Annotated in this window: 35 protein-coding genes and 1 pseudogene; 3 read left to right on the top strand and 33 right to left on the bottom strand. The window is 44.2% G+C overall.

Going from position 1 to position 23,050, the window contains the following annotated elements; all coding sequences use genetic code 11:
• Positions 1–8 precede the first annotated feature (8 nt).
• Positions 9–428 carry a hypothetical protein gene (locus ACWM1W_RS02320; RefSeq protein ID WP_034169654.1) on the top strand — a complete coding sequence of 140 codons (420 nt, stop codon included), beginning with the start codon at positions 9–11 and terminating at the stop codon, positions 426–428.
• Positions 429–488: 60 nt separating this feature from the next.
• Positions 489–1,364 carry a DMT family transporter gene (locus tag ACWM1W_RS02315; RefSeq protein WP_034169655.1) on the top strand — a complete coding sequence of 292 codons (876 nt, stop codon included), beginning with the start codon at positions 489–491 and terminating at the stop codon, positions 1,362–1,364.
• Between the two features lie 48 nt (positions 1,365–1,412).
• Here ACWM1W_RS02315 and ACWM1W_RS02310 read toward each other — a convergent pair whose 3' ends face one another.
• From ACWM1W_RS02310 to ACWM1W_RS02290, 5 genes are all read right to left on the bottom strand, one after another.
• Positions 1,413–3,695 carry a TRAP transporter large permease subunit gene (locus ACWM1W_RS02310; RefSeq protein WP_034169656.1) on the bottom strand — a complete coding sequence of 761 codons (2,283 nt, stop codon included), beginning with the start codon at positions 3,693–3,695 and terminating at the stop codon, positions 1,413–1,415.
• A gap of 177 nt (positions 3,696–3,872) precedes the next feature.
• Positions 3,873–4,445 (bottom strand): rhombosortase, encoded by a 573-nt coding sequence (gene rrtA / locus ACWM1W_RS02305; protein WP_005233757.1) that lies wholly within the window; start codon positions 4,443–4,445, stop codon positions 3,873–3,875.
• Positions 4,446–4,517: 72 nt separating this feature from the next.
• A complete protein-coding gene (locus tag ACWM1W_RS02300) occupies positions 4,518–5,558 on the bottom strand; it encodes a hypothetical protein (protein WP_034169657.1) in 1,041 nt (346 codons plus the stop codon).
• A gap of 547 nt (positions 5,559–6,105) precedes the next feature.
• Positions 6,106–6,492, bottom strand: coding sequence for a hypothetical protein (locus ACWM1W_RS02295; protein ID WP_375725879.1), 387 nt, complete (start codon positions 6,490–6,492; stop codon positions 6,106–6,108).
• On the bottom strand, positions 6,485–6,742 hold the full coding sequence (locus ACWM1W_RS02290) for an FAD assembly factor SdhE (protein WP_005233752.1): 258 nt from the start codon (positions 6,740–6,742) through the stop codon (positions 6,485–6,487). The genes ACWM1W_RS02295 and ACWM1W_RS02290 overlap by 8 nt, the downstream gene beginning before the upstream one ends.
• A gap of 182 nt (positions 6,743–6,924) precedes the next feature.
• Between ACWM1W_RS02290 and ACWM1W_RS02285 the strand changes: the two genes are divergently transcribed.
• The gene (locus ACWM1W_RS02285; RefSeq protein WP_313397526.1) at positions 6,925–8,097 is read left to right on the top strand and encodes an acyl-CoA dehydrogenase family protein; all 1,173 of its coding nucleotides are present in this window, start codon (positions 6,925–6,927) and stop codon (positions 8,095–8,097) included.
• A 53-nt stretch (positions 8,098–8,150) separates the two neighbouring features.
• On the opposite strand, the gene ACWM1W_RS02280 is transcribed toward ACWM1W_RS02285, so the two are convergent.
• The 28 genes and pseudogenes from ACWM1W_RS02280 to rplC form a co-directional block, all read right to left on the bottom strand.
• Positions 8,151–9,641 carry a flavin-containing monooxygenase gene (locus ACWM1W_RS02280; RefSeq protein WP_159122625.1) on the bottom strand — a complete coding sequence of 497 codons (1,491 nt, stop codon included), beginning with the start codon at positions 9,639–9,641 and terminating at the stop codon, positions 8,151–8,153.
• Positions 9,642–9,848: 207 nt separating this feature from the next.
• A complete protein-coding gene (rplQ, locus tag ACWM1W_RS02275) occupies positions 9,849–10,214 on the bottom strand; it encodes a 50S ribosomal protein L17 (protein ID WP_004786886.1) in 366 nt (121 codons plus the stop codon).
• 18 nt (positions 10,215–10,232) lie between these two features.
• On the bottom strand, positions 10,233–11,240 hold the full coding sequence (locus ACWM1W_RS02270; RefSeq protein WP_004786889.1) for a DNA-directed RNA polymerase subunit alpha: 1,008 nt from the start codon (positions 11,238–11,240) through the stop codon (positions 10,233–10,235).
• 16 nt (positions 11,241–11,256) lie between these two features.
• Positions 11,257–11,883 carry a 30S ribosomal protein S4 gene (rpsD, locus tag ACWM1W_RS02265; RefSeq protein ID WP_004786890.1) on the bottom strand — a complete coding sequence of 209 codons (627 nt, stop codon included), beginning with the start codon at positions 11,881–11,883 and terminating at the stop codon, positions 11,257–11,259.
• 12 nt (positions 11,884–11,895) lie between these two features.
• Positions 11,896–12,282, bottom strand: coding sequence for a 30S ribosomal protein S11 (gene rpsK / locus ACWM1W_RS02260; RefSeq protein ID WP_001040166.1), 387 nt, complete (start codon positions 12,280–12,282; stop codon positions 11,896–11,898).
• 19 nt (positions 12,283–12,301) lie between these two features.
• Positions 12,302–12,658 (bottom strand): 30S ribosomal protein S13, encoded by a 357-nt coding sequence (gene rpsM / locus ACWM1W_RS02255; RefSeq protein ID WP_004786893.1) that lies wholly within the window; start codon positions 12,656–12,658, stop codon positions 12,302–12,304.
• Between the two features lie 107 nt (positions 12,659–12,765).
• The gene (gene rpmJ, locus ACWM1W_RS02250) at positions 12,766–12,882 is read right to left on the bottom strand and encodes a 50S ribosomal protein L36 (RefSeq protein ID WP_000867907.1); all 117 of its coding nucleotides are present in this window, start codon (positions 12,880–12,882) and stop codon (positions 12,766–12,768) included.
• 20 nt (positions 12,883–12,902) lie between these two features.
• The gene (gene secY / locus ACWM1W_RS02245) at positions 12,903–14,222 is read right to left on the bottom strand and encodes a preprotein translocase subunit SecY (protein WP_171505548.1); all 1,320 of its coding nucleotides are present in this window, start codon (positions 14,220–14,222) and stop codon (positions 12,903–12,905) included.
• A 45-nt stretch (positions 14,223–14,267) separates the two neighbouring features.
• Entirely contained in the window at positions 14,268–14,708 is a 441-nt protein-coding gene (gene rplO, locus ACWM1W_RS02240) for a 50S ribosomal protein L15 (RefSeq protein ID WP_448765095.1), read from the bottom strand.
• A 3-nt stretch (positions 14,709–14,711) separates the two neighbouring features.
• Positions 14,712–14,888 carry a 50S ribosomal protein L30 gene (rpmD, locus tag ACWM1W_RS02235; RefSeq protein WP_004786899.1) on the bottom strand — a complete coding sequence of 59 codons (177 nt, stop codon included), beginning with the start codon at positions 14,886–14,888 and terminating at the stop codon, positions 14,712–14,714.
• A 6-nt stretch (positions 14,889–14,894) separates the two neighbouring features.
• Positions 14,895–15,392, bottom strand: coding sequence for a 30S ribosomal protein S5 (rpsE, locus tag ACWM1W_RS02230; RefSeq protein WP_004786901.1), 498 nt, complete (start codon positions 15,390–15,392; stop codon positions 14,895–14,897).
• 2 nt (positions 15,393–15,394) lie between these two features.
• On the bottom strand, positions 15,395–15,745 hold the full coding sequence (gene rplR / locus ACWM1W_RS02225) for a 50S ribosomal protein L18 (protein WP_004281497.1): 351 nt from the start codon (positions 15,743–15,745) through the stop codon (positions 15,395–15,397).
• Positions 15,746–15,759: 14 nt separating this feature from the next.
• Positions 15,760–16,293, bottom strand: coding sequence for a 50S ribosomal protein L6 (gene rplF / locus ACWM1W_RS02220; RefSeq protein WP_004786903.1), 534 nt, complete (start codon positions 16,291–16,293; stop codon positions 15,760–15,762).
• A gap of 13 nt (positions 16,294–16,306) precedes the next feature.
• Positions 16,307–16,702, bottom strand: coding sequence for a 30S ribosomal protein S8 (gene rpsH / locus ACWM1W_RS02215; RefSeq protein ID WP_004786905.1), 396 nt, complete (start codon positions 16,700–16,702; stop codon positions 16,307–16,309).
• 12 nt (positions 16,703–16,714) lie between these two features.
• Positions 16,715–17,020: a 30S ribosomal protein S14 gene (gene rpsN, locus ACWM1W_RS02210; RefSeq protein ID WP_004786907.1), complete on the bottom strand. Its 306-nt coding sequence runs from the start codon at positions 17,018–17,020 to the stop codon at positions 16,715–16,717.
• 9 nt (positions 17,021–17,029) lie between these two features.
• Positions 17,030–17,566, bottom strand: coding sequence for a 50S ribosomal protein L5 (gene rplE, locus ACWM1W_RS02205; protein ID WP_004786908.1), 537 nt, complete (start codon positions 17,564–17,566; stop codon positions 17,030–17,032).
• A 16-nt stretch (positions 17,567–17,582) separates the two neighbouring features.
• Positions 17,583–17,900 (bottom strand): 50S ribosomal protein L24, encoded by a 318-nt coding sequence (gene rplX, locus ACWM1W_RS02200; RefSeq protein ID WP_004786911.1) that lies wholly within the window; start codon positions 17,898–17,900, stop codon positions 17,583–17,585.
• 9 nt (positions 17,901–17,909) lie between these two features.
• Positions 17,910–18,278, bottom strand: coding sequence for a 50S ribosomal protein L14 (gene rplN / locus ACWM1W_RS02195; RefSeq protein ID WP_001982634.1), 369 nt, complete (start codon positions 18,276–18,278; stop codon positions 17,910–17,912).
• A 91-nt stretch (positions 18,279–18,369) separates the two neighbouring features.
• Entirely contained in the window at positions 18,370–18,627 is a 258-nt protein-coding gene (gene rpsQ, locus ACWM1W_RS02190) for a 30S ribosomal protein S17 (RefSeq protein ID WP_004786913.1), read from the bottom strand.
• Positions 18,624–18,821: a 50S ribosomal protein L29 gene (gene rpmC, locus ACWM1W_RS02185; protein ID WP_004786915.1), complete on the bottom strand. Its 198-nt coding sequence runs from the start codon at positions 18,819–18,821 to the stop codon at positions 18,624–18,626. Before rpmC ends, rpsQ begins: the two co-directional genes overlap by 4 nt.
• Positions 18,821–19,234, bottom strand: a complete 414-nt coding sequence (gene rplP / locus ACWM1W_RS02180; protein WP_004786917.1) for a 50S ribosomal protein L16 — start codon at positions 19,232–19,234, stop codon at positions 18,821–18,823. The genes rpmC and rplP overlap by 1 nt, the downstream gene beginning before the upstream one ends.
• A pseudogene (gene rpsC, locus ACWM1W_RS02175) lies at positions 19,174–19,990 on the bottom strand (30S ribosomal protein S3). The gene rplP and the pseudogene rpsC overlap by 61 nt, the downstream one beginning before the upstream one ends.
• A 1-nt stretch (position 19,991) precedes the next feature.
• Positions 19,992–20,321 (bottom strand): 50S ribosomal protein L22, encoded by a 330-nt coding sequence (gene rplV / locus ACWM1W_RS02170; protein WP_001982638.1) that lies wholly within the window; start codon positions 20,319–20,321, stop codon positions 19,992–19,994.
• A gap of 11 nt (positions 20,322–20,332) precedes the next feature.
• Positions 20,333–20,608 carry a 30S ribosomal protein S19 gene (rpsS, locus tag ACWM1W_RS02165; RefSeq protein ID WP_004673001.1) on the bottom strand — a complete coding sequence of 92 codons (276 nt, stop codon included), beginning with the start codon at positions 20,606–20,608 and terminating at the stop codon, positions 20,333–20,335.
• A 19-nt stretch (positions 20,609–20,627) separates the two neighbouring features.
• Positions 20,628–21,452 (bottom strand): 50S ribosomal protein L2, encoded by an 825-nt coding sequence (rplB, locus tag ACWM1W_RS02160; RefSeq protein ID WP_005233738.1) that lies wholly within the window; start codon positions 21,450–21,452, stop codon positions 20,628–20,630.
• Positions 21,453–21,463: 11 nt separating this feature from the next.
• Positions 21,464–21,784, bottom strand: a complete 321-nt coding sequence (gene rplW, locus ACWM1W_RS02155; protein WP_004786923.1) for a 50S ribosomal protein L23 — start codon at positions 21,782–21,784, stop codon at positions 21,464–21,466.
• The gene (gene rplD, locus ACWM1W_RS02150) at positions 21,781–22,383 is read right to left on the bottom strand and encodes a 50S ribosomal protein L4 (protein ID WP_004786925.1); all 603 of its coding nucleotides are present in this window, start codon (positions 22,381–22,383) and stop codon (positions 21,781–21,783) included. Before rplD ends, rplW begins: the two co-directional genes overlap by 4 nt.
• Before the next feature lie 11 nt (positions 22,384–22,394).
• Positions 22,395–23,033, bottom strand: coding sequence for a 50S ribosomal protein L3 (gene rplC / locus ACWM1W_RS02145; protein ID WP_005233737.1), 639 nt, complete (start codon positions 23,031–23,033; stop codon positions 22,395–22,397).
• Between the last annotated feature and the right edge of the window lie 17 nt (positions 23,034–23,050).

Below are 23,050 nucleotides of genomic sequence, written 5' to 3'. Positions count from 1 at the left end.
GAACCTAAATGACTCTAGATCATCGACAAAATCCTAAACTTTTATGGGGAATAGTGAGCGGATTAATTGTTGTGATTATTGCCGTTTTAATAATTACACAGTTTTTTCTCACACAAAATGAAACATTACCGGCACATCAGGGTGACTTGATGCATGCACCGGTGACACAAGCCGCACCTAAAGCAGAACCTGAACCGGAAGAAATTGTGCCTACTTCTGAAAATGTCTTGGTCGATGCCTCTATTATAAGAGAAGAAGTCACTGAAAATGCCACTTTGGCGAAAGAAGAAATTGCCAAACTGGAAGATATCCAGCAACAGCTCAATGAGCAGGAAAAAAGCCTGAAGCAACAGCATAGTGATGCGGATGAGCTGATTAAACTCAAAGAGGAACAAATCAAGTTACTCGAAGCACAACTGGCACAATAGTCAGAATGAGTTAGGGATTTTCAGCTAGAATATCCACAGATTTTCTAGCTAAGTTCCCCCATGAGTGTAGCCTCTCCCTCGCATCTGGTTAAGGCAATTGTCTTTCTGACCTGTTCCGCTTTTCTGTTTTCAGTCATGGGCGTCTGTATCCGCTTCGCCTCACACACGGTTGACAATGCCACGGTGGTATTTTTCCGGAATTTTGTCGGCCTGTTTATCTTTCTGCCATTAATCTTTAATAAAGGCATTAGCTTTTTTAAAACTGAAAAACTCTGGATGCACACCTGGCGTTCTGTCGCAGGTCTGACAGCGATGTATGGCTTTTTCTATGCCATTGCACATTTAAAGCTCTCCAATGCCATGGTCTTCACCTATTCTTCACCGATTTTTATTCCACTGATTGCCTGGCTGTTCCTAAAAGAAAAAGTCACTCAAAGCATGTTACTGGCTGCTGCGATCGGTTTTATTGGCGTGTTGTGCGTGGCTAAGCCTGATTCCGGTTTATTTAACCTGATGTCTGTGATTGGCTTGAGTGCCAGCTTCCTGGCTGCTATGGCTTTTGTCACGGTTCGCGCACTAACTCAGACCGAACCACCAGAACGGATTGTGTTTTATTTCTGTCTGATCGGCACCCTGATTTCCATGGTTCCAATGTTCTTGCATTGGCGTCCTTATACTCTGACTGAACTCGGTTATTTAATTGCAGCCGGTTTATTAGCAAATACCAGCCAGTTATTTCTATCCAATGCTTATAAACTGGCACCTGCTGGTCAGATTGGGCCAGTGAACTATATTGCGATTTTTTTTGCTGGCTTATGGGGTTTTATATTCTGGCAGGAAGTTCCGGATCTCTATAGTCTGCTCGGACTAGGGCTGATTTTTTGTGGGATTTTACTGTGTAGTCCTGCTTTACAAAATAAGTTTAGGCTGCGTTAAGGCCACAATAAAAAAAGCACCCGAAAGTGCTTTTTTTATTTGCTTAAATTACTGATACCAGCCGAAGAGTTTAAATACATAAGGTACATAGGCAATGATCAGCATCGCTGGCAGTAACACGATCATCGGTAAAATCCAGCGCTCGTAACGGTAATAGAAGGACTTATGTCGAACTTCTGCATCCGCCTCGGCCACCTCCGCATCACCAATGGATTGCCTTGCTAACAGATGGTTCAGGGCAACTGGTGGTGTCACATAACCCAGCTCGAAACCAATCAAGGTAATCATCCAGAAGTGCACCGGATGAATTCCATACTGATAGGCGACTGGTGCAACCGTTGCTGAAATTAGGATCACTGCGCCGAATGGGTCCATAATCATGCCAACGAACACCATCAGGCCAACAATCATGGAAATCACCAGAATGGTACTGCTGATATCTGTCGGGAACGCTTCCATAATTTCCATACGTTCCAGCAGGCCACCCACACTGACAGACAGTGCCATCAGGATCACCAGCGCACCAATGTGTCCAACCGTTTCACTGGTCGAAATGTGTAATGATTTCCAGAAGCCGACTTGACGCAAGCTTTCACCAACAGTCGAACGTTTTACACCATGGTCTACAGCCAGCTCACTGCCCTGCTGCTCAATATGCTCTGCTTCACGATATTCAGCATTCATGGCTGTACCCGCGGTCGCCATTGCAGGCGTATTTGCTGAACCTAAGGTGGTAGTTAAGGTTTCATCCCAATGTCCCATTGGCGGTAATGGTGCAGGCTCATGACGTAACTTATCAAATAGCACGATCATCAACAGAATGACTGGCATCATGACAGGTGCCGTAAATTCATTCAGATCTGTAGACAAGGCATATTTGTAGAACAGCCAGATCAGGATGAAAATCACGATATAAGGAATCACGTTTACAAAGGCACGTGCAGACTGTGGTGCAGCCAGACCAGGCGCAGCAATACGGAACTTGCTTTCAGCAAAGAATAGCGAAATGATCAGGAACAATGTTGAACTGAGCAAGAAGACGTAGACACCGTAGTGATACAGCATATCTGTCGTCACTTCCTTGTTCAATGAAGCCACCACAACAATTAATAGACATGGACGTAATACCACACCGAGTGAACCCGACATGGCGGTTGCTGCCAAGGCAAACTGACGGCGACCACCGGCATTCCAAACTTCCTTATAGATAATCGCACCGGCAGCAATCACGAAGATCCCGGATGCACCGGTATAAGCAGTAGGTAATGCAGCTGCCAGCAGGATTAACCAGGTCAAGGTTTCTGGAGCCAGATTCCATGGACGCAGGATATTCAGGAACATGTCTACGACACGGGTTTGTTTCAGCAACATACCGGCCCAGATAAATAAGGCTAGATTCAGGAAGATGCTCGAAAATTCAACCAGTTGCCCCAGATAGATGCCCTGACCCATCGGGTAATCCATCAAGAAGACAAAGTTAAACCCGGTACTGATGGCCATATAGGCATACAGTGGCACGCTTAAGAAAGCCAGTCCGAAACTACCCCCTTCTCGGGTCGCCTGAGGTGGCTTAATGACTTGGTACAAACTGATCAGGGTCAATGTTCCAAAGAGAATCATCCATAGCCAGTAGACATACTTCATGTCTCCCATCGGCACCCCAGAATTCAGCACCGACATATATTGGCTATAGGAAGAATAGACTAGGAAACTGTTCGCGATCAGCATCGCCACGGAATAGACTTTGAAATCGATACGGGTGGCTAGGCTACGTAGACCGATATGATGGGTTTTTAATGTCGCACTGATTGCAGCAAATACCACCATGATAATCAACAGTAAGGCACGGTTTTCAGTCCCAAACTTGAAAATGCCAAAGAATGAGGTTTCAAAACTGCGATAAGCGCGAATACTTGGATGCGCTTCAATATGCGTCATCGCCTTGTCATAGAACTGGTAGGACTCTTCACAGACCTGTTGTGCCTGCATAACTGCAGCACGCACATCCGCTTCAGAACGTACACCGAAGAAATCGGCATATTCATCGGCGGCATCTGCTTTTATCTGCTCCTGAACTTTTTGATCGACATTAATATTACGATCACATTGTGGTGCTTTCGGTTCAGCACGCAAAAACGAATATTGCATGCCTGTCGCCGGATCACCATACAGACGCTCGCCCATACGCAGTAACTGACCATGAATCATTTCCCCGGTTCCAATCACTAAGGTCAGTAAGAGCAAGATGAGCACGACAAAGGTCGAGATCCACTCTGTCCAGATATAACGTAACAGACCTAATCCTGATCTGTTTTGATTATCGTTGTACATGTATTTTCCTATTCTTGTTTTCGCGCCTTACATTCTTTTAAGCGCTGGTCTTTCTGTCTGCCCCGAAAATTCCTTTACAAGGGTCAGTATTATTATTTGCTGTTTTGACTCTGCATGAAAATCAGCAGAATAAAAATGACAATTTATCTTTTCTTTTTGTCTTTTCTGCCAACAGTTTCAGCTATCCCCAACATAGTTACCCAAGATATAGAGCAATGCGACTACCACTCCCCAGATCACCCCTAACAAATGCGCTTCGACCAGTACCGGACTGCCAATAAGTTGTGCAGTTTCCTGATTTCCAATGGTATTTTCCCAAATTAGTTTGGCAAAGATTAAAAATAATACCAGTACGGCAAATCCACGTTCACGTTGATAAAGCAGATGCACACAGGCGACTGCGACATAGGCCCCATGTAATACCCCGGATAGTCCTGCATATGCTTCAATATTTGGCAGGAAAAAATAAAAACTCAGGCTGATCAACGGTGGCAGAATCAAAAGGATTGAGACGAAATGCCACACAGATGCACGGGGAAAAATGAAAGGCAAACAGATAAAGGCAAGAATATTCAGAAAATAATGGGCCCAGCCGACATGCACCCAGTGCGCAGTCCAGAGCCGCCAGAATTCTCCGAGCAGGCTTTCCTGCCAGTAGATGAAAGCATCGTTAAAGATTTGCAAACTCGCTGAAAGAGAGACAAAAGCCGCCAGAAAAATAATTTTTCGTCGAAGATGTTGATCTTGCATCGGCTCCTTGAACTCCTTTCAGCATATTGAAAATGACCCCTATGAGCATCATTCACTTGATTTTTGATTAAATTATAGGTCAGCGCTAAACAGATCATCCAGTTCTGAGGAATTATCTGTTTCATCCCAGAAGGTCTGCATGCCATCATCTGCACTACGAATACCGGTATTTTCAGTCCAGTAACGGTCAGAAATACCATTCACCATAATGGCAGCCATACTGTCGATCAGCTTGAACTGAGGATTGACCGGTTTTTCATCACTACGTGCCTGATCAAAAGTTCTTAATGCATCACGAATTTTGGCATCATCCCCACTGGCCTGTGCGGCTACAGCATATAAGGCATGTGATAAACGTACACCTTTTTGCTCACCAATTTGTACTGACTGTTTCAGAGTTTGGTAAGGATCAGGTTTCCCATCACCTGCCCCTGGCAATAAAGTCCAGATGACAGCACGGGTTGCATTTGGCGCGCCCCAGAATTTGGTATTATCCAGACAGGTCATGCCACGCTCAACCACAGCCGCAATATCTTTAGGTACTTGTACGGCCCCACCCGAGTTAATGTCATTGGTCATGGCTTGCAAGCCACTCAGCATGCCCAGCAGATAAACTGTCTGTTCAATATCACTGTTCATGCGTGGACAGTCTTCACCCAGCGCTTTTTTATATTTTTTCTCATAACGGGTCTGAAATAACTGATAACCCGTGTACTGGCGTTGTGCAGCCAATGCAGCCCAGCGTTTCTGCTCAATCCGCGCATCCTGAGCTTCAGTCACCTGGTTGACTTTAGAAGCACGCAGATACCGTAGCTCTGCATCCAGTGCTTTCTGCTCGGCACAAATTCCGGCTGCAGAATACATCAGTACTGCGACACGAGTCGGATCAGCCCCCATTTCTTTAGTCGACATGATGGCCGGTGTTAAAGAATTCCCGGAATTACACACCATCTCGGCATCATCCATCGCCAGGATTGGTGGAACAATATGCTTTTCAGTGAAACCCAGCGCCACATTGGCACCGGTTTTAATGACCTGAGAACATCCTGTTAGAACTGTTGTTGTTATTGCAATGGTCGCCATACCTTGGCATATTTTTCGGACGCTCGACATTTTCCTGTCCTCTATAATTGTGATTATGTCCATTATTCTGCTAAACATATCAGAAGCATATAGCGAATAAAAGAGTATTTACTCTAATTTAGACCAGACACTTTGCCATTAAATCGCCCAGCTTCAATTGACTGTAGTAGATAAAATCCCAAATTTTGGGCAAAAAAAAAGTAGCATTGCGACGGTTCAGCACATGCTACTTATCAACTTGGCAAGTCGAGAAGAAAATAGGTTCTCGAGCTTAATTCTGTTATTTAGGTGAAAATCTGTCCTTCAGCACCGTTCCCAGCCGTCCTATGACTAGGGCCATCACAATCGCAACGATCAAAAACATCCACATTGGAAATTCCATCATGATCTCCTGTGTTCGCTGTTGGTGAGTTAAATGTACCTGCTTATAAAAAAAGCAGCTGAAAAATTGTCAGACAATTCATTGTTTTTACAGAGAAATATAATTTTTTTGTCTGACAATTTAAGCGGGATTAGCGTATAAATATTTATTTTTAATCAATTTATTTAAAATTTCGGAATCTCATTTGTCGGACAATTAAAGTATTTTTGTTAAAACTTTCAAAGACTTCCATTGTTTAAAAGGTAACTGATCACACCAGATGAGCAACGGACGTGCTTTTGCATGCTGGAAATACACCACGATATAAGCTTGGTGATCAATCACGTGACTGATCAATACTCGCCGTGTGCCTTGTGCAGCTGTAGTCAGTGACCATTCACGTCCATCCAGATATTCAAACTGCTCAATGTGCGGTGTCTTACGATAAAACAACTGGTAAATGACCAGACCGATGACGCCGCAAACCAGCCAAATTGTCACAGGCAATAACTGATACAGCAGGAACATCAATACAGCAAAAATAAAAAGCTGAAACACCAGTGCACACTTACTGCGTTTCAGCCTGAAACAGCGATTATCCATGAACGTAAAATTTAAGTTTCTTGATAAAATCTTTTAATTCAGGGCGTGGGGGTTCTGACACTTCCATAAACCAGTCCAGCAGGTCCGGATCTTCCTGTGCAACCAGCTCAGCAAACATCTGTTTTTCGAAGGGATCAGCATTGAGATAATAGTTTTTCACGTAGGGATCAAAATATACATCGATCTCTTTCAAGCCACGACGCGCGCGATAAATCACTTTGCGCTCTTCTAAGGTGATGTCATCAGTCATCGAATTTTCCCAACTCGTTACAAACCTGAGTAGTTTACCTTAAGCCATTGCTGAATTTCGAGGTATTTCATACAAATGACCAAAAGCATCAGCAGATTCCCCAGATTTGAACATTCAGCTCATTGCTCCCTCGTCTGCTCTATCTTAAGTTAAATAAAACATCACAATAAGGGAATTATAAGATGCATTCGAGCGCGATCCGTCCATTGGCCAGCATGCTGCCACGTCAACTTTTCAATGATGAACATGAAGCCTTTCGGGAGACGGTCCGTAAATTTTATGAAAAGGAAGTGACTCCTCATACAGAAAAATATGAACAGCAACAGCATATCGATCGTGAGCTCTGGAATAAAGCCGGTGAACTTGGCCTTCTCTGTGCCACGATGCCTGAAGCTTATGGCGGTTCTGACGTAGATCGTCTCTATAGTATGATTCTGATTGAGGAACAGGCCTATGCAGGCGACTCTGCGACAGGATTTTCACTGCACTCCGATATCGTGGCCAATTATATTCTGAACTTTGGCAATGAAGCACAAAAGCAACAATGGCTCCCGAAAATGGCAACAGGTGAAGTGGTCACAGCAATTGCGATGACCGAACCCGGAACTGGCTCAGATCTGCAGGCAGTACGTACTAGTGCGGTATTAGAGGGTGGAGAGTATGTGATTAATGGATCTAAAATCTTCATTACCAATGGCTATCTTTGTGATATGGCAATTGTGGTATGTAAAACGGGCCATAGCGAGAAAGGCTCTGCTAACCTTTCCTTAATTATGGTCGAAGCAGATCGTGCAGGATTTAGTAAAGGTAAACCCTTAAATAAAATCGGCATGAAAGGTCAGGATACCTGTGAACTGTTCTTTGACAATGTCCGTGTGCCTAAAGAAAACCTGCTAGGTCAGGAAGACATGGGTTTTATGATGCTGATGAAAGAACTGGCTTGGGAACGGTTAATTGTGGCCATCATATGTCAGGCAGGGGCAGAAGCGGCATTCGCACATACAGTGAAATACACCAAAGAACGTCAAGCCTTTGGCAAACCGATCAGCGCTTTTCAAAATACCCGTTTTAAACTGGCAGAACTGCGTACCGAAATTGAAATTTGTCGGGCTTATCTGGACCGTTGTATGCAACTACAGCTTACTCAGGAATTGGGAATTGATGCTGCCGCAGCTGCTAAATGCAAAATTTCTGAACTGTATAGCAAAGTGGTTGATGAATGCCTGCAACTGCATGGCGGTTATGGCTATATACTAGAATATCCGATTGCACGAGCGTATCTGGATAATCGCGCGAACCGCATTTATGCAGGAACCAATGAAATCATGAAGGAACTGATTTCCAGATCACTCTAATTTGAAATATGAAAAAGGAGTACATCAGGTACTCCTTTTATCTATGTCTATACTTAAGACACCAATCTTGGCTTGGCTGGCACAGCACTGGATTTCGATTTGAATTTCAATACTCCATCTTCAAAAGATGCCGTTTTAAGCTCTTTACGGTCTGCCAAGTAGTTATTAGATACTTTCCAAGGTGCATGCTTACCCTGTTTCGGCATCACATCTGCGGCACGGGCAATATAGCCTGAAGTTAAACTACCCATCACCGTATCTTCAAGTAATTCCGTAGCATCCCCTTCTGGAATCACTTCATCATAACCATGCTGATCCATATAATTGAGCAGACGGCAGATATATTCTGCGGCAATATCCACTTTCAAGGTCCAGGAAGCATTGATATAACCAATAATCAGCGCCATATTTGGCACATCACTGAGCATGACCCCTTGATACAGCATATGCTTCGACGTATCCAAAGGCTTGCCATCCATCGTGGCCTGAATACCACCCAGAATCTGAATATTTAAACCAGTAGCAGACACAATAATATCCGCATCCAGATATTTACCTGATTTCAGCTGAATCCCAGTTTCAGTAAATTTCTCGATATGATCTGTTTCTACAGATGCATGACCTTCACGCAGGATTTTGAATAAATCCCCATCTGGCACTACACATAGGCGCTGATCCCAAGGTTCATAATTCGGGGTAAAGTGTTTCATATCCACTTTCCCTTTCAACTGAAACTGTACAGATTTCAATAATAAGGTTTTCAGTAGTTTTGGCTGTTTTTGTGCGAGTGCATAGATACCACGCTGCATGCCAATATTACGCGCACGGGTCAGCTTATAAGCCACATCTTCTGGCAATAATTTACGCATTTTTGAGTAAATCATGTCGATCGAAGGAACTGAGGCGATATAGGTGGGAGAGCGTTGTAACATGGTCACATGCCCTGCACCGCCTTTCACCATGGCTGGAACTAATGTTATTGCTGTCGCACCACTGCCAATAATCACTACTTTTTTTCCGCTATAGTCCAGATTTTCAGGCCAATGCTGCGGGTGAATAAATGTACCTTTGAATGCTTCCTGATGCGGGAATTCCGGCTGGAAGCCTTGATCATAATTGTAGTAACCCGTACAGCCAAGAACAAAGTTAGCGATCCAGGTCTGCTTTTTGCCCTGAGCGTTTTCAGCTACGACTGACCATTTACGTGTCGCTGAATCATAATTGGCACTAACGACGCGATGTTGAAAATGAATTTTTGAGCTCAAGTTAAATTCCTGAACCACTTCTGCAAGATAATTTTTAATTGCCGAGCCAGAAGCCAATACACTTTCTTTTTTCCAAGGCTTAAAGTTGAAGCCAAAAGTCGACATGTCCGAATCTGAACGGATACCAGGATATTTAAACAGGTCCCACGTACCGCCAAAGCTTTCGCGACGTTCAATAATTTCGAATGAGCGTTGAGGACTATGTTTAGAAAGATGGGCCGCCAGACCAATTCCCGAGATCCCCGCGCCTACAATTAAAATATCAACTTGCTTTTCCATATTCTTCTTTTACCTGAGCATTGTCATATATTTTATTAAATCACAAAATTGACAATACACAATGTCAAGTTTGAATAAAAGTGATTATTTTCTTATCTTTTCAGGACAAATTTCTAAACTGCCTGATAATGGGTAAATGCAAGACAATAAAAAAGGCCGGTTTATTCAACCGACCTTTTCGAACAACGTTTGCTGCTCTACACGAAATTAGTTAACTTCGCGATCTACTAGCTCAACGTAAGCCATCGGTGCAGCATCACCTGCACGGAAGCCCGCTTTAAGAACACGTAGATAACCGCCGTTACGCTCTTTGTAACGAGGGCCAAGAACGGTAAATAATTTACCAACAGTTGCAGCTGAACGAGTACGAGCAAACGCCAAACGACGGTTTGCTACTGTATCGACTTTAGCTAAAGTGATTAAAGGCTCAGCAACACGACGTAATTCTTTTGCTTTAGGCACAGTTGTTTTGATCAACTCGTGCTCGAACAAAGAGTTAGCCATGTTTTGGAACATCGCTTTACGATGACTGCTTGTACGGCCTAATTTCACACCACTATTACGATGACGCATGGTGATAGTCCTACTTAATTAACGGCTACGATAGGCGAAACGATCGTCCATACGGAGACTAGCTGGTGGCCAGTTCTCTAAACGCATGCCGAGTTGTAAGCCTTTGGAAGCCAGAACATCTTTGATCTCAGTAAGCGATTTTTTACCAAGGTTAGGAGTTTTAAGTAACTCAACCTCAGTACGCTGTACAAGATCACCAATGTAGTAAATGTTTTCTGCTTTCAAACAGTTAGCAGAACGAACAGTTAGCTCTAGATCATCTACTGGACGAAGCAAAATTGGATCAACTTCTTCACGAGGTTCTTGAGCCACAGGAGCTTGATCTTTCTGAAGATCAACAAAGATTGCAATTTGTTGTTGCAAGATTGTTGCCGCTTTGCGGATTGCTTCTTCAGGATCAACTGTACCGTTGGTTTCAAGATCAATGACCAGTTTATCAAGGTCAGTACGTTGTTCTACACGAGCGTTTTCCACTGTGTAAGACACACGTTTGATCGGGCTGTAAGATGCATCTAACTGTAAACGACCCACTGGGCGAGTCTCGCCTTCTGGGAAACGTGAGTCAGAAGTCTCATAGCCACGGCCTTGAGCCACTTTCAGGCGCATCTTAAGATTGCCTGATGCACTTAATGTGCCGATCAAGTGTTCAGGGTTAACCACTTCAACATTATGAGGTAAACGAAGGTCAGCCGCAGTTACGTCGCCTGGACCTTGTTTCTCTAATGTTAAATAAGCTTCATTTTGATCGAACAGCTTAATAGACAATCCTTTTAGGTTCAGCAAGAGCTCGACGATGTCCTGCTGCAAGCCTTCCAAAGTACTGTACTCGTGCTCAACACCTTCAATCTCAACTTCTACCACAGCAGCGCCAGGTAAAGAAGAAAGAAGGATGCGACGTAAAGCATTGCCCAGAGTATGACCAAAGCCACGCTCTAAGGGTTCTAGAATAACTTTTGCCGAGGTCCCGCTTGCCGCTTCGACCTTGATCGCTTGCGGAGTTAGAAACTCATTTGCAGTACGCGTCATATTGCTACCTCAAGGATTATTTAGAATACAATTCTACAATCAAGCTTTCGTTGATTTCAGCAGGTAAATCAGAACGATCCGGTGCAGCTTTGAACGTACCTTCTAGTTTAGAATGATCTACTTCCATCCAAGAAGGAATGCCACGTTGAGCAGCTAATTCAATTGCGTTTTTGATACGTAATTGTTGTTTAGCGCCTTCGTGAACTGCAATCACGTCACCAGCTTTAACTTGGATAGACGCGATGTTAACGCGGCGGCCATTTAAAGTGATTGAACGGTGAGATACTAACTGACGAGCTTCTGCACGTGTAGAACCAAAACCCATGCGATAAACAACGTTATCAAGACGGCTTTCGAGCAATTTCAACAGGTTTTCACCAGTTGCGCCTTTAACACGAGCAGCTTCTTTGTAGTAGTTACTAAATTGACGCTCTAAAACACCGTACATACGACGTACTTTTTGTTTTTCACGTAATTGTAGTGAGTACTCAGATTGTTTACCGCCACGAGCTCCACCATGTTGACCAGGAGCTTTAGCGTGTTTTTTAGTTTTGACGTCAAATGGTTTAACGCCAGATTTTAATTGCAGGTCTGTCCCTTCGCGGCGAGAGAGTTTGCATTTTGGACCAATATAACGAGCCATGAATGTTTCTCCTTACACGCGACGTTTTTTAGGTGGACGGCAACCGTTGTGAGGGATTGGAGTCACATCGGTAATGCTGTTAATTTTATAACCCACTGCACCTAATGCACGAACCGCAGACTCACGACCTGGACCAGGACCTTTCACAAGGACGTCCAAGTTTTTCAAACCGTAATCTAAAGCTGCTTTACCAGCAACTTCAGCAGCTACCTGAGCAGCAAACGGAGTTGATTTACGTGATCCACGGAAGCCTTGTCCACCTGAAGTGGCCCAAGCCAGTGCATTACCTTGACGATCGGTAATAGTCACAATGGTGTTATTAAAAGAAGCGTGAATGTGTGCAACACCTTCAGAGACGGTACGAGTGACCTTCTTGCGTGTGCGAGTATCTTTAGCCATCTTTTAGCTTCCAGAAATCTTATTTCTTAATTGGTTTGCGCGGACCTTTACGGGTACGTGCGTTAGTTTTGGTGCGTTGACCACGGACAGGCAAGCTGCGACGATGACGAAGACCGCGGTAGCAGCCTAAATCCATTAAACGTTTAATGTTCATGGAAATTTCGCGACGTAAATCACCTTCGGTCGGAACCTTGGCAATTTCTGCACGAATCGCATCAAGCTGAGCGTCATCTAATTCACGGATCTTAGTAGTAGTTGGGATACCCGCAGCAGCTAAGATTGACTTAGCAGTGTGGCGACCAATACCAAAGATGTACGTTAGAGAGATAACAGCATGCTTGTTATCCGGAATGTTTACACCGGCAATACGAGCCATTCAATTTTCTCCAAAAAGGCAGTAGAGATAATCAACCGCCCCACAAAAATCTTGAGGGGCGGATAATAACCCAATTCGCCTACTGAAATCAACAGGTCTTGATCAGATTAACCTTGACGCTGCTTATGACGAGGTTCTGCGCTACAAATTACGCGGATAACCCCATTACGACGGATAACTTTACAGCTACCACAAATTTTCTTTACAGAAGCTTGTACTTTCATGATGAAACCTCTAAGTGCGCTTATCCCTTAGGATGAGCAGTCGTTTTTCTCATTAACGTTTGATTGTCATACTGGTGCGAGGTGAGATGTGCTTGAAGCTGAGCCATAAAGTCCATCACCACCACTACCACGATCAGCAACGATGTTCCGCCTAAGCTAAATGGAATACCAAAAGAGCTTTGCAGAATCATCGGCATTAAACAGATGACAGTGATGTATATCGCGCCAATAAAGGTCAAACGATTGAGAATATGATCTAAGTAACGAGCAGTTTGCTCACCTGGACGAATACCAGGCACGTAAGCTCCGCTGCGTTTCAAGTTCTCTGACACTTCTTTAGGACTAAATACCAGTGCTGTATAGAAGTAACAGAAAAAGATAATTAACGCACCAAAGAGCACCAAATACAACGGCTGACCAGGCGATAACACCAATGCCAAGTCTTGTAGACTACGCTTGATAATTCCTGCACTTGGATCCGAACTACCAACCCATTGACCTAAGCTCGCTGGGAACAAAAGTAAAGAGCTGGCAAAAATTGCCGGAATTACACCCGCCATATTAATTTTTAATGGCAAATGTGTTTGCTGTGCAGTAAATACACGACGTCCCTGCTGCTTTTGAGCATAGTTCACCGGAATACGACGTTGCGCCTTCTCGATAAACACAATCGCTGCTAGTACAGCAATCGATAACAGACCAAAAATTGCTAGTCCAATTAGACTAGACTGGCCATTATCAACTGAAGTTAGAGACTGCATAACTAAAGTCGGCAATCCTGCAACGATACCTGCGAAGATGATCATGGAAATACCATTACCTACCCCACGCTCGGTAATTTGTTCACCCAGCCACATCAAGAACATGGTCCCCGCAACCAAAGAGGTTACTGCAGGAACATAAAAAGCCAGACCAGAGGTTAGGGTAATTCCCTGGCTGATCAGGCCAGCACACATACCAATTGCTTGCACAAGTGCAAGGAACAGCGTGCCTTGTCGTGTGTATTGGTTAATCTTACGTTTGCCCTGCTCGCCTTCTTTTTTCAAAGCTTCGAGCGATGGAACCACTGTAGACATTAACTGCACAATAATCGATGCAGAGATGTATGGCATGATCCCTAAAGCAAGAATCGACATTCGCTCTAATGCACCACCCGAAAACATGTTAAACAAACCAAGGATGGTACCTTGGTTTGCATTAAACAGATTTTCTAGCGCGGCATTATTAATCCCTGGTACTGGAATATGCGCTCCTAGTCGAAACACCAACAACGCACCAATGAGAAACATCATTCGACGAATAATTTCACGGTATTTCACATGAAATGGTTGGCCTTTCATCATGTTGACATGACCTGAAGAACTAGGAGTCATAGACACTGGGGATTACTCCTCGACTTTACCGCCAGCAGCTTCAACAGCAGCTTTAGCGCCTTTAGTCAATGCAACATCTTGTACAGTGAATGCACGAGTAATTTCACCAGAAAGTACGATACGAGCACGAGTCATGTCTTTACGTACAACGTTCGCAGCTTTTAAAGTTTCAAGAGACACGATGTCGCCTTCAACTTTAGCAAGCTCAGATAAACGTACTTCAGCAGTTTTCAAAGCCAATTGGCTAGTGAAACCGAATTTAGGCAAACGACGATAAAGTGCAGTTTGACCACCTTCGAAACCTGGACGAGTACCACCGCTCTTACGTGAGTTTTGACCTTTGATACCACGACCACCAGTCTTACCAACGCCAGAACCGATACCACGGCCTAGACGAAGGTTGTCACGCTTAGCACCTTCTGCAGGTGCAATTGTATTTAAACGCAGAGTCATGGCTTATTCCTCTACACTAACCATATAGTAGACTTGGTTGATCATACCACGGTTAGAAGGCGTATCTTGCACTTCTACAGTATGACCAATACGACGCAGACCTAAACCTTTCAGGCTCAGCTTGTGATTTTTCAAGCGGTGCGATGCAGATTTAGTCTGGGTAACTTTAATCGTTTTCATGATTGATTACCCTTGAATTTGTTCTACTGTTAAACCACGTTTCGCAGCAACTTTCTCAGGAGAAGTCATATCACGCAAACCGTTAAAAGTCGCGTTTACTACGTTAGCAGCGTTTGTAGAGCCATAACATTTAGTTAATACGTTACGTACGCCAACAGCTTCTAAAACTGCACGCATCGCGCCACCAGCAATTACACCAGTACCTTCAGAAGCAGGTTGCATGTAAACGCGGCTTGCACCGTGACGAGCATTGATAGGGTGCTGAACAGTACCATCAACAAGGTCAACAGTAATCATGTTACGACGAGCAGCTTCAAGTGCTTTAGAAATAGCAGCTGGAACTTCACGCGCTTTACCACGACCAAAACCTACGCGACCATTACCATCACCCACAACAGTTAATGCTGTGAAAGAGAAGATACGACCACCCTTAACAACTTTGGCTACACGATCAACGGCAACCAGCTTTTCAACAAGACCTTCGTTTTGTTCAACTTTAGCCATGATTAGAACTCCAAGCCGTTTTCACGGGCAGCATCAGCCAAGGCTTTGATACGACCATGATATTTGAAACCAGAACGGTCAAATGCAACTTTAGTAACACCAGCTGCTTTAGCGCGTTCTGCGATTAAAGCACCTACTTTTTGAGCTGCTTCAACGTTACCAGTAGTACCCGCACGTAAAGTAGCGTCTAGAGTAGAAGCTTGCGCTAATACTTTGCCACCATCTGCTGAGATAACTTGAGCATAGATGTGACGCGGAGTGCGGTTTACACACAAACGAGTCGCACCCAATGCACGGATGTGCAAGCGTGTGCTTTTCGCACGACGCAAACGGGATTGTTTCTTTTCGTTCATAAGAACCTCGCGCCTTATTTCTTCTTAGCTTCTTTACGAAGTACAACTTCGTCAGAATAACGAACACCTTTACCTTTATAAGGCTCTGGTGGACGGTAACCACGGATATCTGCAGCGACTTGACCTAGAACTGCTTTATCAGCAGATTTAAGTACGATTTCAGTTGCAGTTGGAGTTTCAGCAGTTACACCTTCAGGAAGCGTATAGTCGATCGGGTGAGAGAAACCAAGGTTAAGGTTAACAACGTTACCTTTAACCGCAGCTTTATAACCAACACCGATAAGTTGTAACTTACGTTCGAAACCTTCGCTTACACCTTTTACAAGGTTGTTAAGCACAGCGCGAGCAGTACCAGCTTGCATCCAAGCGTCTTTAGATTCAGCTTTAGGAGCAATAACTAGAGTACCGTCTTCCTGTTTTAGCTCGACCAGCGCATGCAGGTTGAAAGACAATGTACCTTTGCTGCCTTTCACTTCGACCTGCCGGCCGTTCTGAGTAACTGTTACACCGTTAGGTACAGTTACTGGGGCTTTAGCCACACGAGACATGAGGAATCACCTATTAAGAAACAAAAGCAATAACTTCACCACCAACGCCTGCAGCACGTGCAGCGCGATCAGTCATGATGCCTTTGCTTGTAGAAACAATTGCAATACCTAAACCTTGCTTAACGCTTGGAAGTGCATCTTTACCGCGATACTGACGTAGACCTGGACGGCTTACGCGTTTCACAGTTTCGATAACTGGCTTGCCTTCAAAATATTTTAAAGTCAAAGTAAGAGTTGCTTTGCCTTCAACTTCAGCAACTTCTACGTTTGAAATATAACCTTCTTGTTGAAGTACGTTAGCAATCGCAACTTTCAACTTAGAATTAGGCATAGAAACAGTTTGTTTCTTTGCCATTTGTGCGTTACGAACACGTGTTAGCATGTCGGCAACGGTATCTTGCATACTCATTTATAGTGCTCCTTACCAGCTTGCCTTAACAACGCCAGGTACATCACCTTGCATTACTTTATCGCGTACCATGTTACGGCTTAAGCCGAACTTACGGAAGTAACCATGAGGACGACCAGTTAAACCACAACGGTTACGTAGACGTACTGGAGATGCATTACGTGGTAATGCCTGTAATTTCATCATCGCATCGAAACGTTCTTCATCTGAAGCATTTACGTTTGCAATAATTGCTTTTAATTCAGCACGTTTTGCAGCGTATTTAGCAACAGTAGCTTCGCGTTTCAATTCGCGATTAATCATACTTTTCTTAGCCATTTCGACCTCTTATTTGAACGGGAAGCCGAATGCACGCATTAGCGCACGGCCTTCGTCATCGGTGCGAGCAGTCGTAGTGATGGTAATGTCCATACCACGAATACGGTCAATCTTGTCAAAATCGATCTCAGGGAACATGATCTGTTCTTTAAGACCCATTGAGTAGTTACCACGACCATCAAATGATTTCGCAGAGAAACCACGGAAGTCACGGATACGAGGAATCGCAATCGAGATCAGACGGTCTAAGAATTCGTACATACGTTCGCCGCGTAAAGTAACTTTACAACCAATCGGCCAACCATCACGGATTTTGAAACCAGCGATAGATTTACGAGCTAACGTAAGAACTGGTTTTTGACCAGCGATAGCTTGCATATCAGAAAGAGCACCATCAAGGAGTTTCTTGTCAGCAGAAGCTGCACCAACACCCATGTTGATAGTGATTTTAGTGATGCGAGGGATCTCCATCACATTCTTAATTCCCAATTGTTCTTTTAATTGAGCTTTAAGTTCGTCGTTGTAACGTGCTTTAAGTCTGGCCATTGCCTTTTTCAACCTATTACTTCGCTACCGCCACTGATTCACCATTAGATTTGAATACGCGAGTTTTCACGCCATCAATCGTTTGGTAACCAACACGGTCAGCCTTTTGGGTTGTAGCATTAAAAATTGCCACGTTTGAAATGTGAAGCGAAGCTTCTTGAGTTACGATGCCGCCTTCAGCGCCAGTAACACGGTTCGGCTTTTGATGCTTCTTCACCAAGTTAAGGCCTTCAACCTTAACGCGGTCATTAGAAACAGACAGAACAGTACCCTGTTTGCCTTTTTCTTTACCTGCGATCACAATTACTTGATCGCCTTTTTTAATCTTAGCCATGATCGCCTCTTATAGAACTTCAGGAGCCAATGAAATAATTTTCATGAACTGTTCAGTACGAAGTTCACGAGTCACTGGTCCGAAAATACGAGTTGCAATCGGCGCTTTGTTGTTGTTCAAAATTACAGCAGCGTTATCGTCGAAACGAATCACTGAACCGTCTGGACGACGGATACCGAATTTTGTACGTACAACTACTGCATTCATCACGTCACCTTTTTTAACACGTGCGCGTGGAATTGCTTCTTTTACAGTAACTTTAATAATGTCGCCAACAGAAGCATAACGACGATGTGAACCACCAAGTACTTTAATACATTGTACGCGGCGAGCACCACTGTTGTCTGCTACGTCGAGCATAGTTTCGGTCTGAATCATTGCCCTACTCCAAAACCGAGCATCACCGGTCACAATTTCGAAAGGCTCAAAGAGTACTCGAAATTGACCGATGATGCAACAAGAACGTTAATTACTCAGCAGCTGCTTCAACAACTTCAACTAAAGTCCATGACTTAGTTTTAGACATTGGGCGGCTTTCTTTAATGGTTACAACGTCGCCAACTTTAGCTGTGTTGTTCTCATCATGAGCATGTAATTTTGTTGAACGGCGGATTGATTTGCCATACAACGGGTGTTGAACACGGCGTTCGATAAGAACAACGATAGATTTCTCCATCTTGTCGCTTACTACTTTGCCTGTTAACGTGCGGACTGTATTTTCACTCATTGTCCGTTCCCCTGTTTTTCGGTAAGGAGGGTCTTGATACGAGCAATAGTCTTGCGAGTCAATTGCACTTCGTGCGATTTACCCAATTGACCAGTTGCTTTCGCCATACGAAGACGGAATTGGTTTAGCTGTTGCTCATCAAGCAAAGCTGTCAACTCTTCTACCGACTTTTCACGTAGATCTTTAGTTTTCATTACATTACCGTCCGAGTCACGATAGTGGTTTTAAACGGAAGTTTAGCAGCAGCAAGCGTGAACGCTTCGCGAGCTAGGTCTTCGTTAACACCATCAATTTCGTACAAGACTTTACCTGGTTTGATTTGGCAAACCCAGTATTCCACAGAACCTTTACCTTTACCCATACGCACTTCAAGTGGTTTAGAAGTAATTGGCTTGTCCGGGAATACACGGATAAAGATTTTACCACCACGTTTAATACGACGGCTAATTGTACGACGCGCTGCTTCAATTTGACGTGCAGTCATTTGACCACGTTCAATTGATTTAAGTGCGATAGTACCAAAAGATACTGAGCTACCGCGGTGAGCTAGACCAGTGTTACGGCCTTTTTGCACCTTACGGAATTTAGTACGTTTAGGTTGCAACATGGATTATTCTCCTTTTTCAGCAGAACGATCATTGCGACGACCACGACGCTCTTGACCTTCACCACGACCGCGACCGCGTTTAGCTGGACGTTCTTCAGCTGGAGCTGGGTTCATGACTTGTTTCATGCCACCCAAGATCTCACCACGGAAGATCCAAACTTTAACACCAATCGTACCGTAAGTAGTCTCAGCACGCATAGTCGCGTAGTCGATATCTGCACGAAGAGTATGTAGAGGTACACGACCTTCACGATACCATTCAGTACGAGCAATCTCAGCACCACCTAAACGGCCTGAAACTTCTACTTTGATACCTTTCGCACCAGCACGCATAGTGTTTTGAACCGCACGCTTCATAGCACGACGGAACATTACACGTTTTTCCAATTGAGAAGCGATAGCTTCAGCAACTAGACGCGCATCTAAGTCTGGACGATCAATTTCGTTGATACTTACTTGCGCAGGAACACCCATAATAGATGTTAATTCGCGTTGTAATTTCTCAATGTCTTCGCCTTTTTTACCGATTACGATACCAGGACGAGCAGTGCTAATAGTTACTTTAGCAGCGCCTGTTGGACGTTCGATAAGAATATTGCTGATCATTGCATTCTTAAGTTTTTTAGTTAAAAACTCACGAACTTGCAAATCTTTAAGCAAGTATTCAGCGTATTGTTTCGGACTCGCATACCAGTTAGCGTTATGACGTTTCACAACACCTAGGCGGATACCGATTGGATGAACCTTCTGACCCATATCAAACCCCTACCTTAACGGTGATGTGACAAGTACGCTTAGTAATACGATCTGCACGGCCTTTAGCACGTGGCATAATACGTTTCAGGCTCATGCCTTCATCAACGTAGATCGTAGAAACTTTAAGGTCGTCTACATCTAAACTGTTATTATGTTCAGCGTTTGCAATTGCAGATTCCAACGCTTTCTTAACCAATACTGCAGCTTTTTTGTTGCTGAAGTTTAAGATGTTAAGGGCGTGCGCAACAGATTTGCCGCGGATAAGATCTGCAACCAAACGAGCTTTTTGTGCCGAGATAGCGGCACCGCGTAATTTAGCAGTTACTTCCATCATAGCACCTATTAACGTTTAGATTTCTTGTCAACACCGTGACCACGGTAGGTACGAGTCGGTGCAAATTCACCAAGCTTGTGTCCAACCATATGTTCAGAGATGATCACTGGAACATGGTTACGGCCATTGTGTACAGAAATTGTTAAACCAACAAAATCCGGGAGGATCATCGAACGACGCGACCAAGTTTTGATCGGCTTACGGTTATTAGCCGCGATAGCCGCTTCAACCTTAGCGAACAAGTGCGCATCGACGAATGGGCCTTTTTTCAGAGAACGAGGCATTGTCAGATTCCTTTACTTGTTACTTAACGCGACGGTCGCGAATAATCATCTTAGTCGTACGCTTATTGGTACGTGTTTTGTACCCTTTAGCTTTTTGACCCCATGGGCTTACAGGTTGAATACCTTTGTTACGCCCTTCACCACCACCGTGTGGGTGATCAACTGGGTTCATCGCCATACCACGAACGGTAGGACGAACACCACGCCAGCGTGATGCACCAGCTTTACCTAGTGAGCGAAGGTTGCTTTCTGAGTTAGATACTTCACCTAACACAGCGCGGCATTCAACATGAATTTTACGCATCTCGCCTGAACGAAGACGAACGATAGCGTAAGAACCGTCACGACCCAACAACTGAACAGAAGTACCAGCTGAACGAGCTAACTGCGCGCCTTTACCGATTTTAAGTTCGATGTTGTGAAGAGTAGAACCGATAGGCATGTTGCGAAGTGGCAAGCAGTTACCTGGACGGATTGGAGCATCGTTACCAGATTGAACTGAATCACCAGCGCGTAAACCTTTAGGCGCGATGATGTAGCGACGTTCACCGTCAGCATACTTCAACAACGCAATGTGCGCAGTACGGTTTGGATCGTATTCAATACGCTCAACTACAGCTGGAATGCCGTCTTTGTTACGTTTGAAGTCGATTAAACGGTAGTGTTGTTTGTGACCGCCACCAACGTGACGAGTCGTAATGTGACCGTTGTTATTACGGCCGCCAGTACGTTTTTTAGCTTCAACTAGTGGAGCATAAGGCGCGCCTTTGTGAAGGTGATCATGAACCACTTTCTCTACAAAGCGACGTCCTGGAGACGTTGGCTTACATTTTTGAATAGGCATAGTTTTCGTCCTTATTCCGCTGCGCTTTCAGCGGCATCGCCCAAGTCAGCCATTTCAACATCTTGGCCAGCTTTCAGGGTGACGTATGCTTTTTTAACATCAGAACGACGTCCTAATGTTTTACCAAAGCGTTTAGTTTTACCTTTAGTGATCGTAGTGTTAACTTTAACAACTTCTACACCAAACAATTGTTCAACTGCTTTTTTGATTTCAAGTTTGTTTGCATCAAGTGCAACTTTAAATACTTGAACACCCGCAGTTTCACCTAAAACTTGTGCTTTTTCTGAGAAAACAGGTCCTTGCAGGACTTGATATAAACGTTCGTTGTTCATCCGAGTTCTACCTCAATTTTCTTAGCAGCAGCTACAGACATAACAACTTTATCGAACGCGATCAAGCTAACAGGATCGATTGCAGTCGCATCAACCACATCAACGTGTGGAAGGTTACGAGCAGCTAGATACAAGTTCTCATCAACAGCATCAGTAACGATCAATGCACGAGTAGCATTCAAGTCGTTAAGTTTTGCAAGCAATTCTTTAGTTTTTGGAGCTGCAACAGCAAACTCTTCAACTAGAACTAAGCGATCTTGACGAACAAGTTCAGCCAAGATGCATTGCATAGCACCGCGGTACATCTTACGGTTTACTTTTTGAGACCAGTCTTGTGGACGAGCAGCAAAAGTTTTACCACCGCCAACCCAGATTGGGCTACGAATAGAACCAGCACGAGCGCGGCCAGTACCTTTTTGACGGAATGGTTTTTTACCACCGCCAGAAACGTCTGCACGTGATTTCTGAGCTTTAGAACCTTGACGACCACCAGCTAAGTAAGCTGTAACAACTTGGTGTACAAGAGCTTCATTAAATTCACGACCGAACGCAACTTCTGATAATTCAACAGCAGAGCCGGAAACAGTATTTAAATTCACGTTATTTCCCCTCAGGCCTTGATCGTAGGACGAACAGTTACGTCGCCACCAGTAGCGCCAGGAATCGCACCTTTAACCACTAGAACTGAACGTTCTGCGTCGATAGATACAATTTCAAGACCCTGTACAGTTACGCGTTCAGCACCTAAATGGCCAGCCATTTTTTTGCCTTTGAACACGCGACCAGGAGTCTGGTTTTGACCTGTAGAACCTAGAACACGGTGAGAAACAGAGTTACCGTGAGTAGCGTCTTGAGTACGGAAGTTCCAACGCTTAACACCACCTTGGAAACCTTTACCTTTAGACTGACCAGTTACATCAACGATTTGACCAACTGTGAACAGATCTACACCGATAGTAGCGCCAACTTCACGACCTTCAAGCTCAGCTTCTGAAACGCGGAATTCTTGAACCAGACGACCAGCAGCAACACCAGCTTTCGCGAAGTGACCTTTCTGAGCGTTAGTTACGCGAGATTCGCGACGTTCACCAGTAGTGATTTGAATCGCTTGATAACCATCAGTTTCAAGCGTTTTGATTTGAGTGATGCGGTTAGGATCAACCTCAATCACTGTAACAGGCACAGAAACACCAGCATCTGTAAAGATACGTGTCATACCGCACTTGCGACCGACTAAACCAATAGCCATGTGCATAAACCTCTAAA

Source organism: Acinetobacter sp. TW_SC_4 (assembly GCF_054861205.1).
Note: the sequence above shows the minus strand (reverse complement) of the source record. Positions and strands in the feature narration are given on the sequence as shown.

Bases quoted from the DNA above. Each gene is read 5' to 3' on its own strand.
- ACWM1W_RS02320 (WP_034169654.1), top strand. From the start codon at position 9: ATGACTCTAGATCATCGACAAAATCCTAAACTTTTATGGGGAATAGTG.
- ACWM1W_RS02315 (WP_034169655.1), top strand. From the start codon at position 489: ATGAGTGTAGCCTCTCCCTCGCATCTGGTTAAGGCAATTGTCTTTCTG.
- ACWM1W_RS02310 (WP_034169656.1), bottom strand. From the start codon at position 3,695: ATGTACAACGATAATCAAAACAGATCAGGATTAGGTCTGTTACGTTAT.
- rrtA (WP_005233757.1), bottom strand. From the start codon at position 4,445: ATGCAAGATCAACATCTTCGACGAAAAATTATTTTTCTGGCGGCTTTT.
- ACWM1W_RS02300 (WP_034169657.1), bottom strand. From the start codon at position 5,558: ATGTCGAGCGTCCGAAAAATATGCCAAGGTATGGCGACCATTGCAATA.
- ACWM1W_RS02295 (WP_375725879.1), bottom strand. From the start codon at position 6,492: ATGGATAATCGCTGTTTCAGGCTGAAACGCAGTAAGTGTGCACTGGTG.
- ACWM1W_RS02290 (WP_005233752.1), bottom strand. From the start codon at position 6,742: ATGACTGATGACATCACCTTAGAAGAGCGCAAAGTGATTTATCGCGCG.
- ACWM1W_RS02285 (WP_313397526.1), top strand. From the start codon at position 6,925: ATGCATTCGAGCGCGATCCGTCCATTGGCCAGCATGCTGCCACGTCAA.
- ACWM1W_RS02280 (WP_159122625.1), bottom strand. From the start codon at position 9,641: ATGGAAAAGCAAGTTGATATTTTAATTGTAGGCGCGGGGATCTCGGGA.
- rplQ (WP_004786886.1), bottom strand. From the start codon at position 10,214: ATGCGTCATCGTAATAGTGGTGTGAAATTAGGCCGTACAAGCAGTCAT.
- ACWM1W_RS02270 (WP_004786889.1), bottom strand. From the start codon at position 11,240: ATGACGCGTACTGCAAATGAGTTTCTAACTCCGCAAGCGATCAAGGTC.
- rpsD (WP_004786890.1), bottom strand. From the start codon at position 11,883: ATGGCTCGTTATATTGGTCCAAAATGCAAACTCTCTCGCCGCGAAGGG.
- rpsK (WP_001040166.1), bottom strand. From the start codon at position 12,282: ATGGCTAAAGATACTCGCACACGCAAGAAGGTCACTCGTACCGTCTCT.
- rpsM (WP_004786893.1), bottom strand. From the start codon at position 12,658: ATGGCTCGTATTGCCGGTGTAAACATTCCGGATAACAAGCATGCTGTT.
- rpmJ (WP_000867907.1), bottom strand. From the start codon at position 12,882: ATGAAAGTACAAGCTTCTGTAAAGAAAATTTGTGGTAGCTGTAAAGTT.
- secY (WP_171505548.1), bottom strand. From the start codon at position 14,222: ATGAAAGGCCAACCATTTCATGTGAAATACCGTGAAATTATTCGTCGA.
- rplO (WP_448765095.1), bottom strand. From the start codon at position 14,708: ATGACTCTGCGTTTAAATACAATTGCACCTGCAGAAGGTGCTAAGCGT.
- rpmD (WP_004786899.1), bottom strand. From the start codon at position 14,888: ATGAAAACGATTAAAGTTACCCAGACTAAATCTGCATCGCACCGCTTG.
- rpsE (WP_004786901.1), bottom strand. From the start codon at position 15,392: ATGGCTAAAGTTGAACAAAACGAAGGTCTTGTTGAAAAGCTGGTTGCC.
- rplR (WP_004281497.1), bottom strand. From the start codon at position 15,745: ATGAACGAAAAGAAACAATCCCGTTTGCGTCGTGCGAAAAGCACACGC.
- rplF (WP_004786903.1), bottom strand. From the start codon at position 16,293: ATGTCTCGTGTGGCTAAAGCCCCAGTAACTGTACCTAACGGTGTAACA.
- rpsH (WP_004786905.1), bottom strand. From the start codon at position 16,702: ATGAGTATGCAAGATACCGTTGCCGACATGCTAACACGTGTTCGTAAC.
- rpsN (WP_004786907.1), bottom strand. From the start codon at position 17,020: ATGGCTAAGAAAAGTATGATTAATCGCGAATTGAAACGCGAAGCTACT.
- rplE (WP_004786908.1), bottom strand. From the start codon at position 17,566: ATGGCCAGACTTAAAGCACGTTACAACGACGAACTTAAAGCTCAATTA.
- rplX (WP_004786911.1), bottom strand. From the start codon at position 17,900: ATGGCTAAGATTAAAAAAGGCGATCAAGTAATTGTGATCGCAGGTAAA.
- rplN (WP_001982634.1), bottom strand. From the start codon at position 18,278: ATGATTCAGACCGAAACTATGCTCGACGTAGCAGACAACAGTGGTGCT.
- rpsQ (WP_004786913.1), bottom strand. From the start codon at position 18,627: ATGAGTGAAAATACAGTCCGCACGTTAACAGGCAAAGTAGTAAGCGAC.
- rpmC (WP_004786915.1), bottom strand. From the start codon at position 18,821: ATGAAAACTAAAGATCTACGTGAAAAGTCGGTAGAAGAGTTGACAGCT.
- rplP (WP_004786917.1), bottom strand. From the start codon at position 19,234: ATGTTGCAACCTAAACGTACTAAATTCCGTAAGGTGCAAAAAGGCCGT.
- rplV (WP_001982638.1), bottom strand. From the start codon at position 20,321: ATGGAAGTAACTGCTAAATTACGCGGTGCCGCTATCTCGGCACAAAAA.
- rpsS (WP_004673001.1), bottom strand. From the start codon at position 20,608: ATGCCTCGTTCTCTGAAAAAAGGCCCATTCGTCGATGCGCACTTGTTC.
- rplB (WP_005233738.1), bottom strand. From the start codon at position 21,452: ATGCCTATTCAAAAATGTAAGCCAACGTCTCCAGGACGTCGCTTTGTA.
- rplW (WP_004786923.1), bottom strand. From the start codon at position 21,784: ATGAACAACGAACGTTTATATCAAGTCCTGCAAGGACCTGTTTTCTCA.
- rplC (WP_005233737.1), bottom strand. From the start codon at position 23,033: ATGGCTATTGGTTTAGTCGGTCGCAAGTGCGGTATGACACGTATCTTT.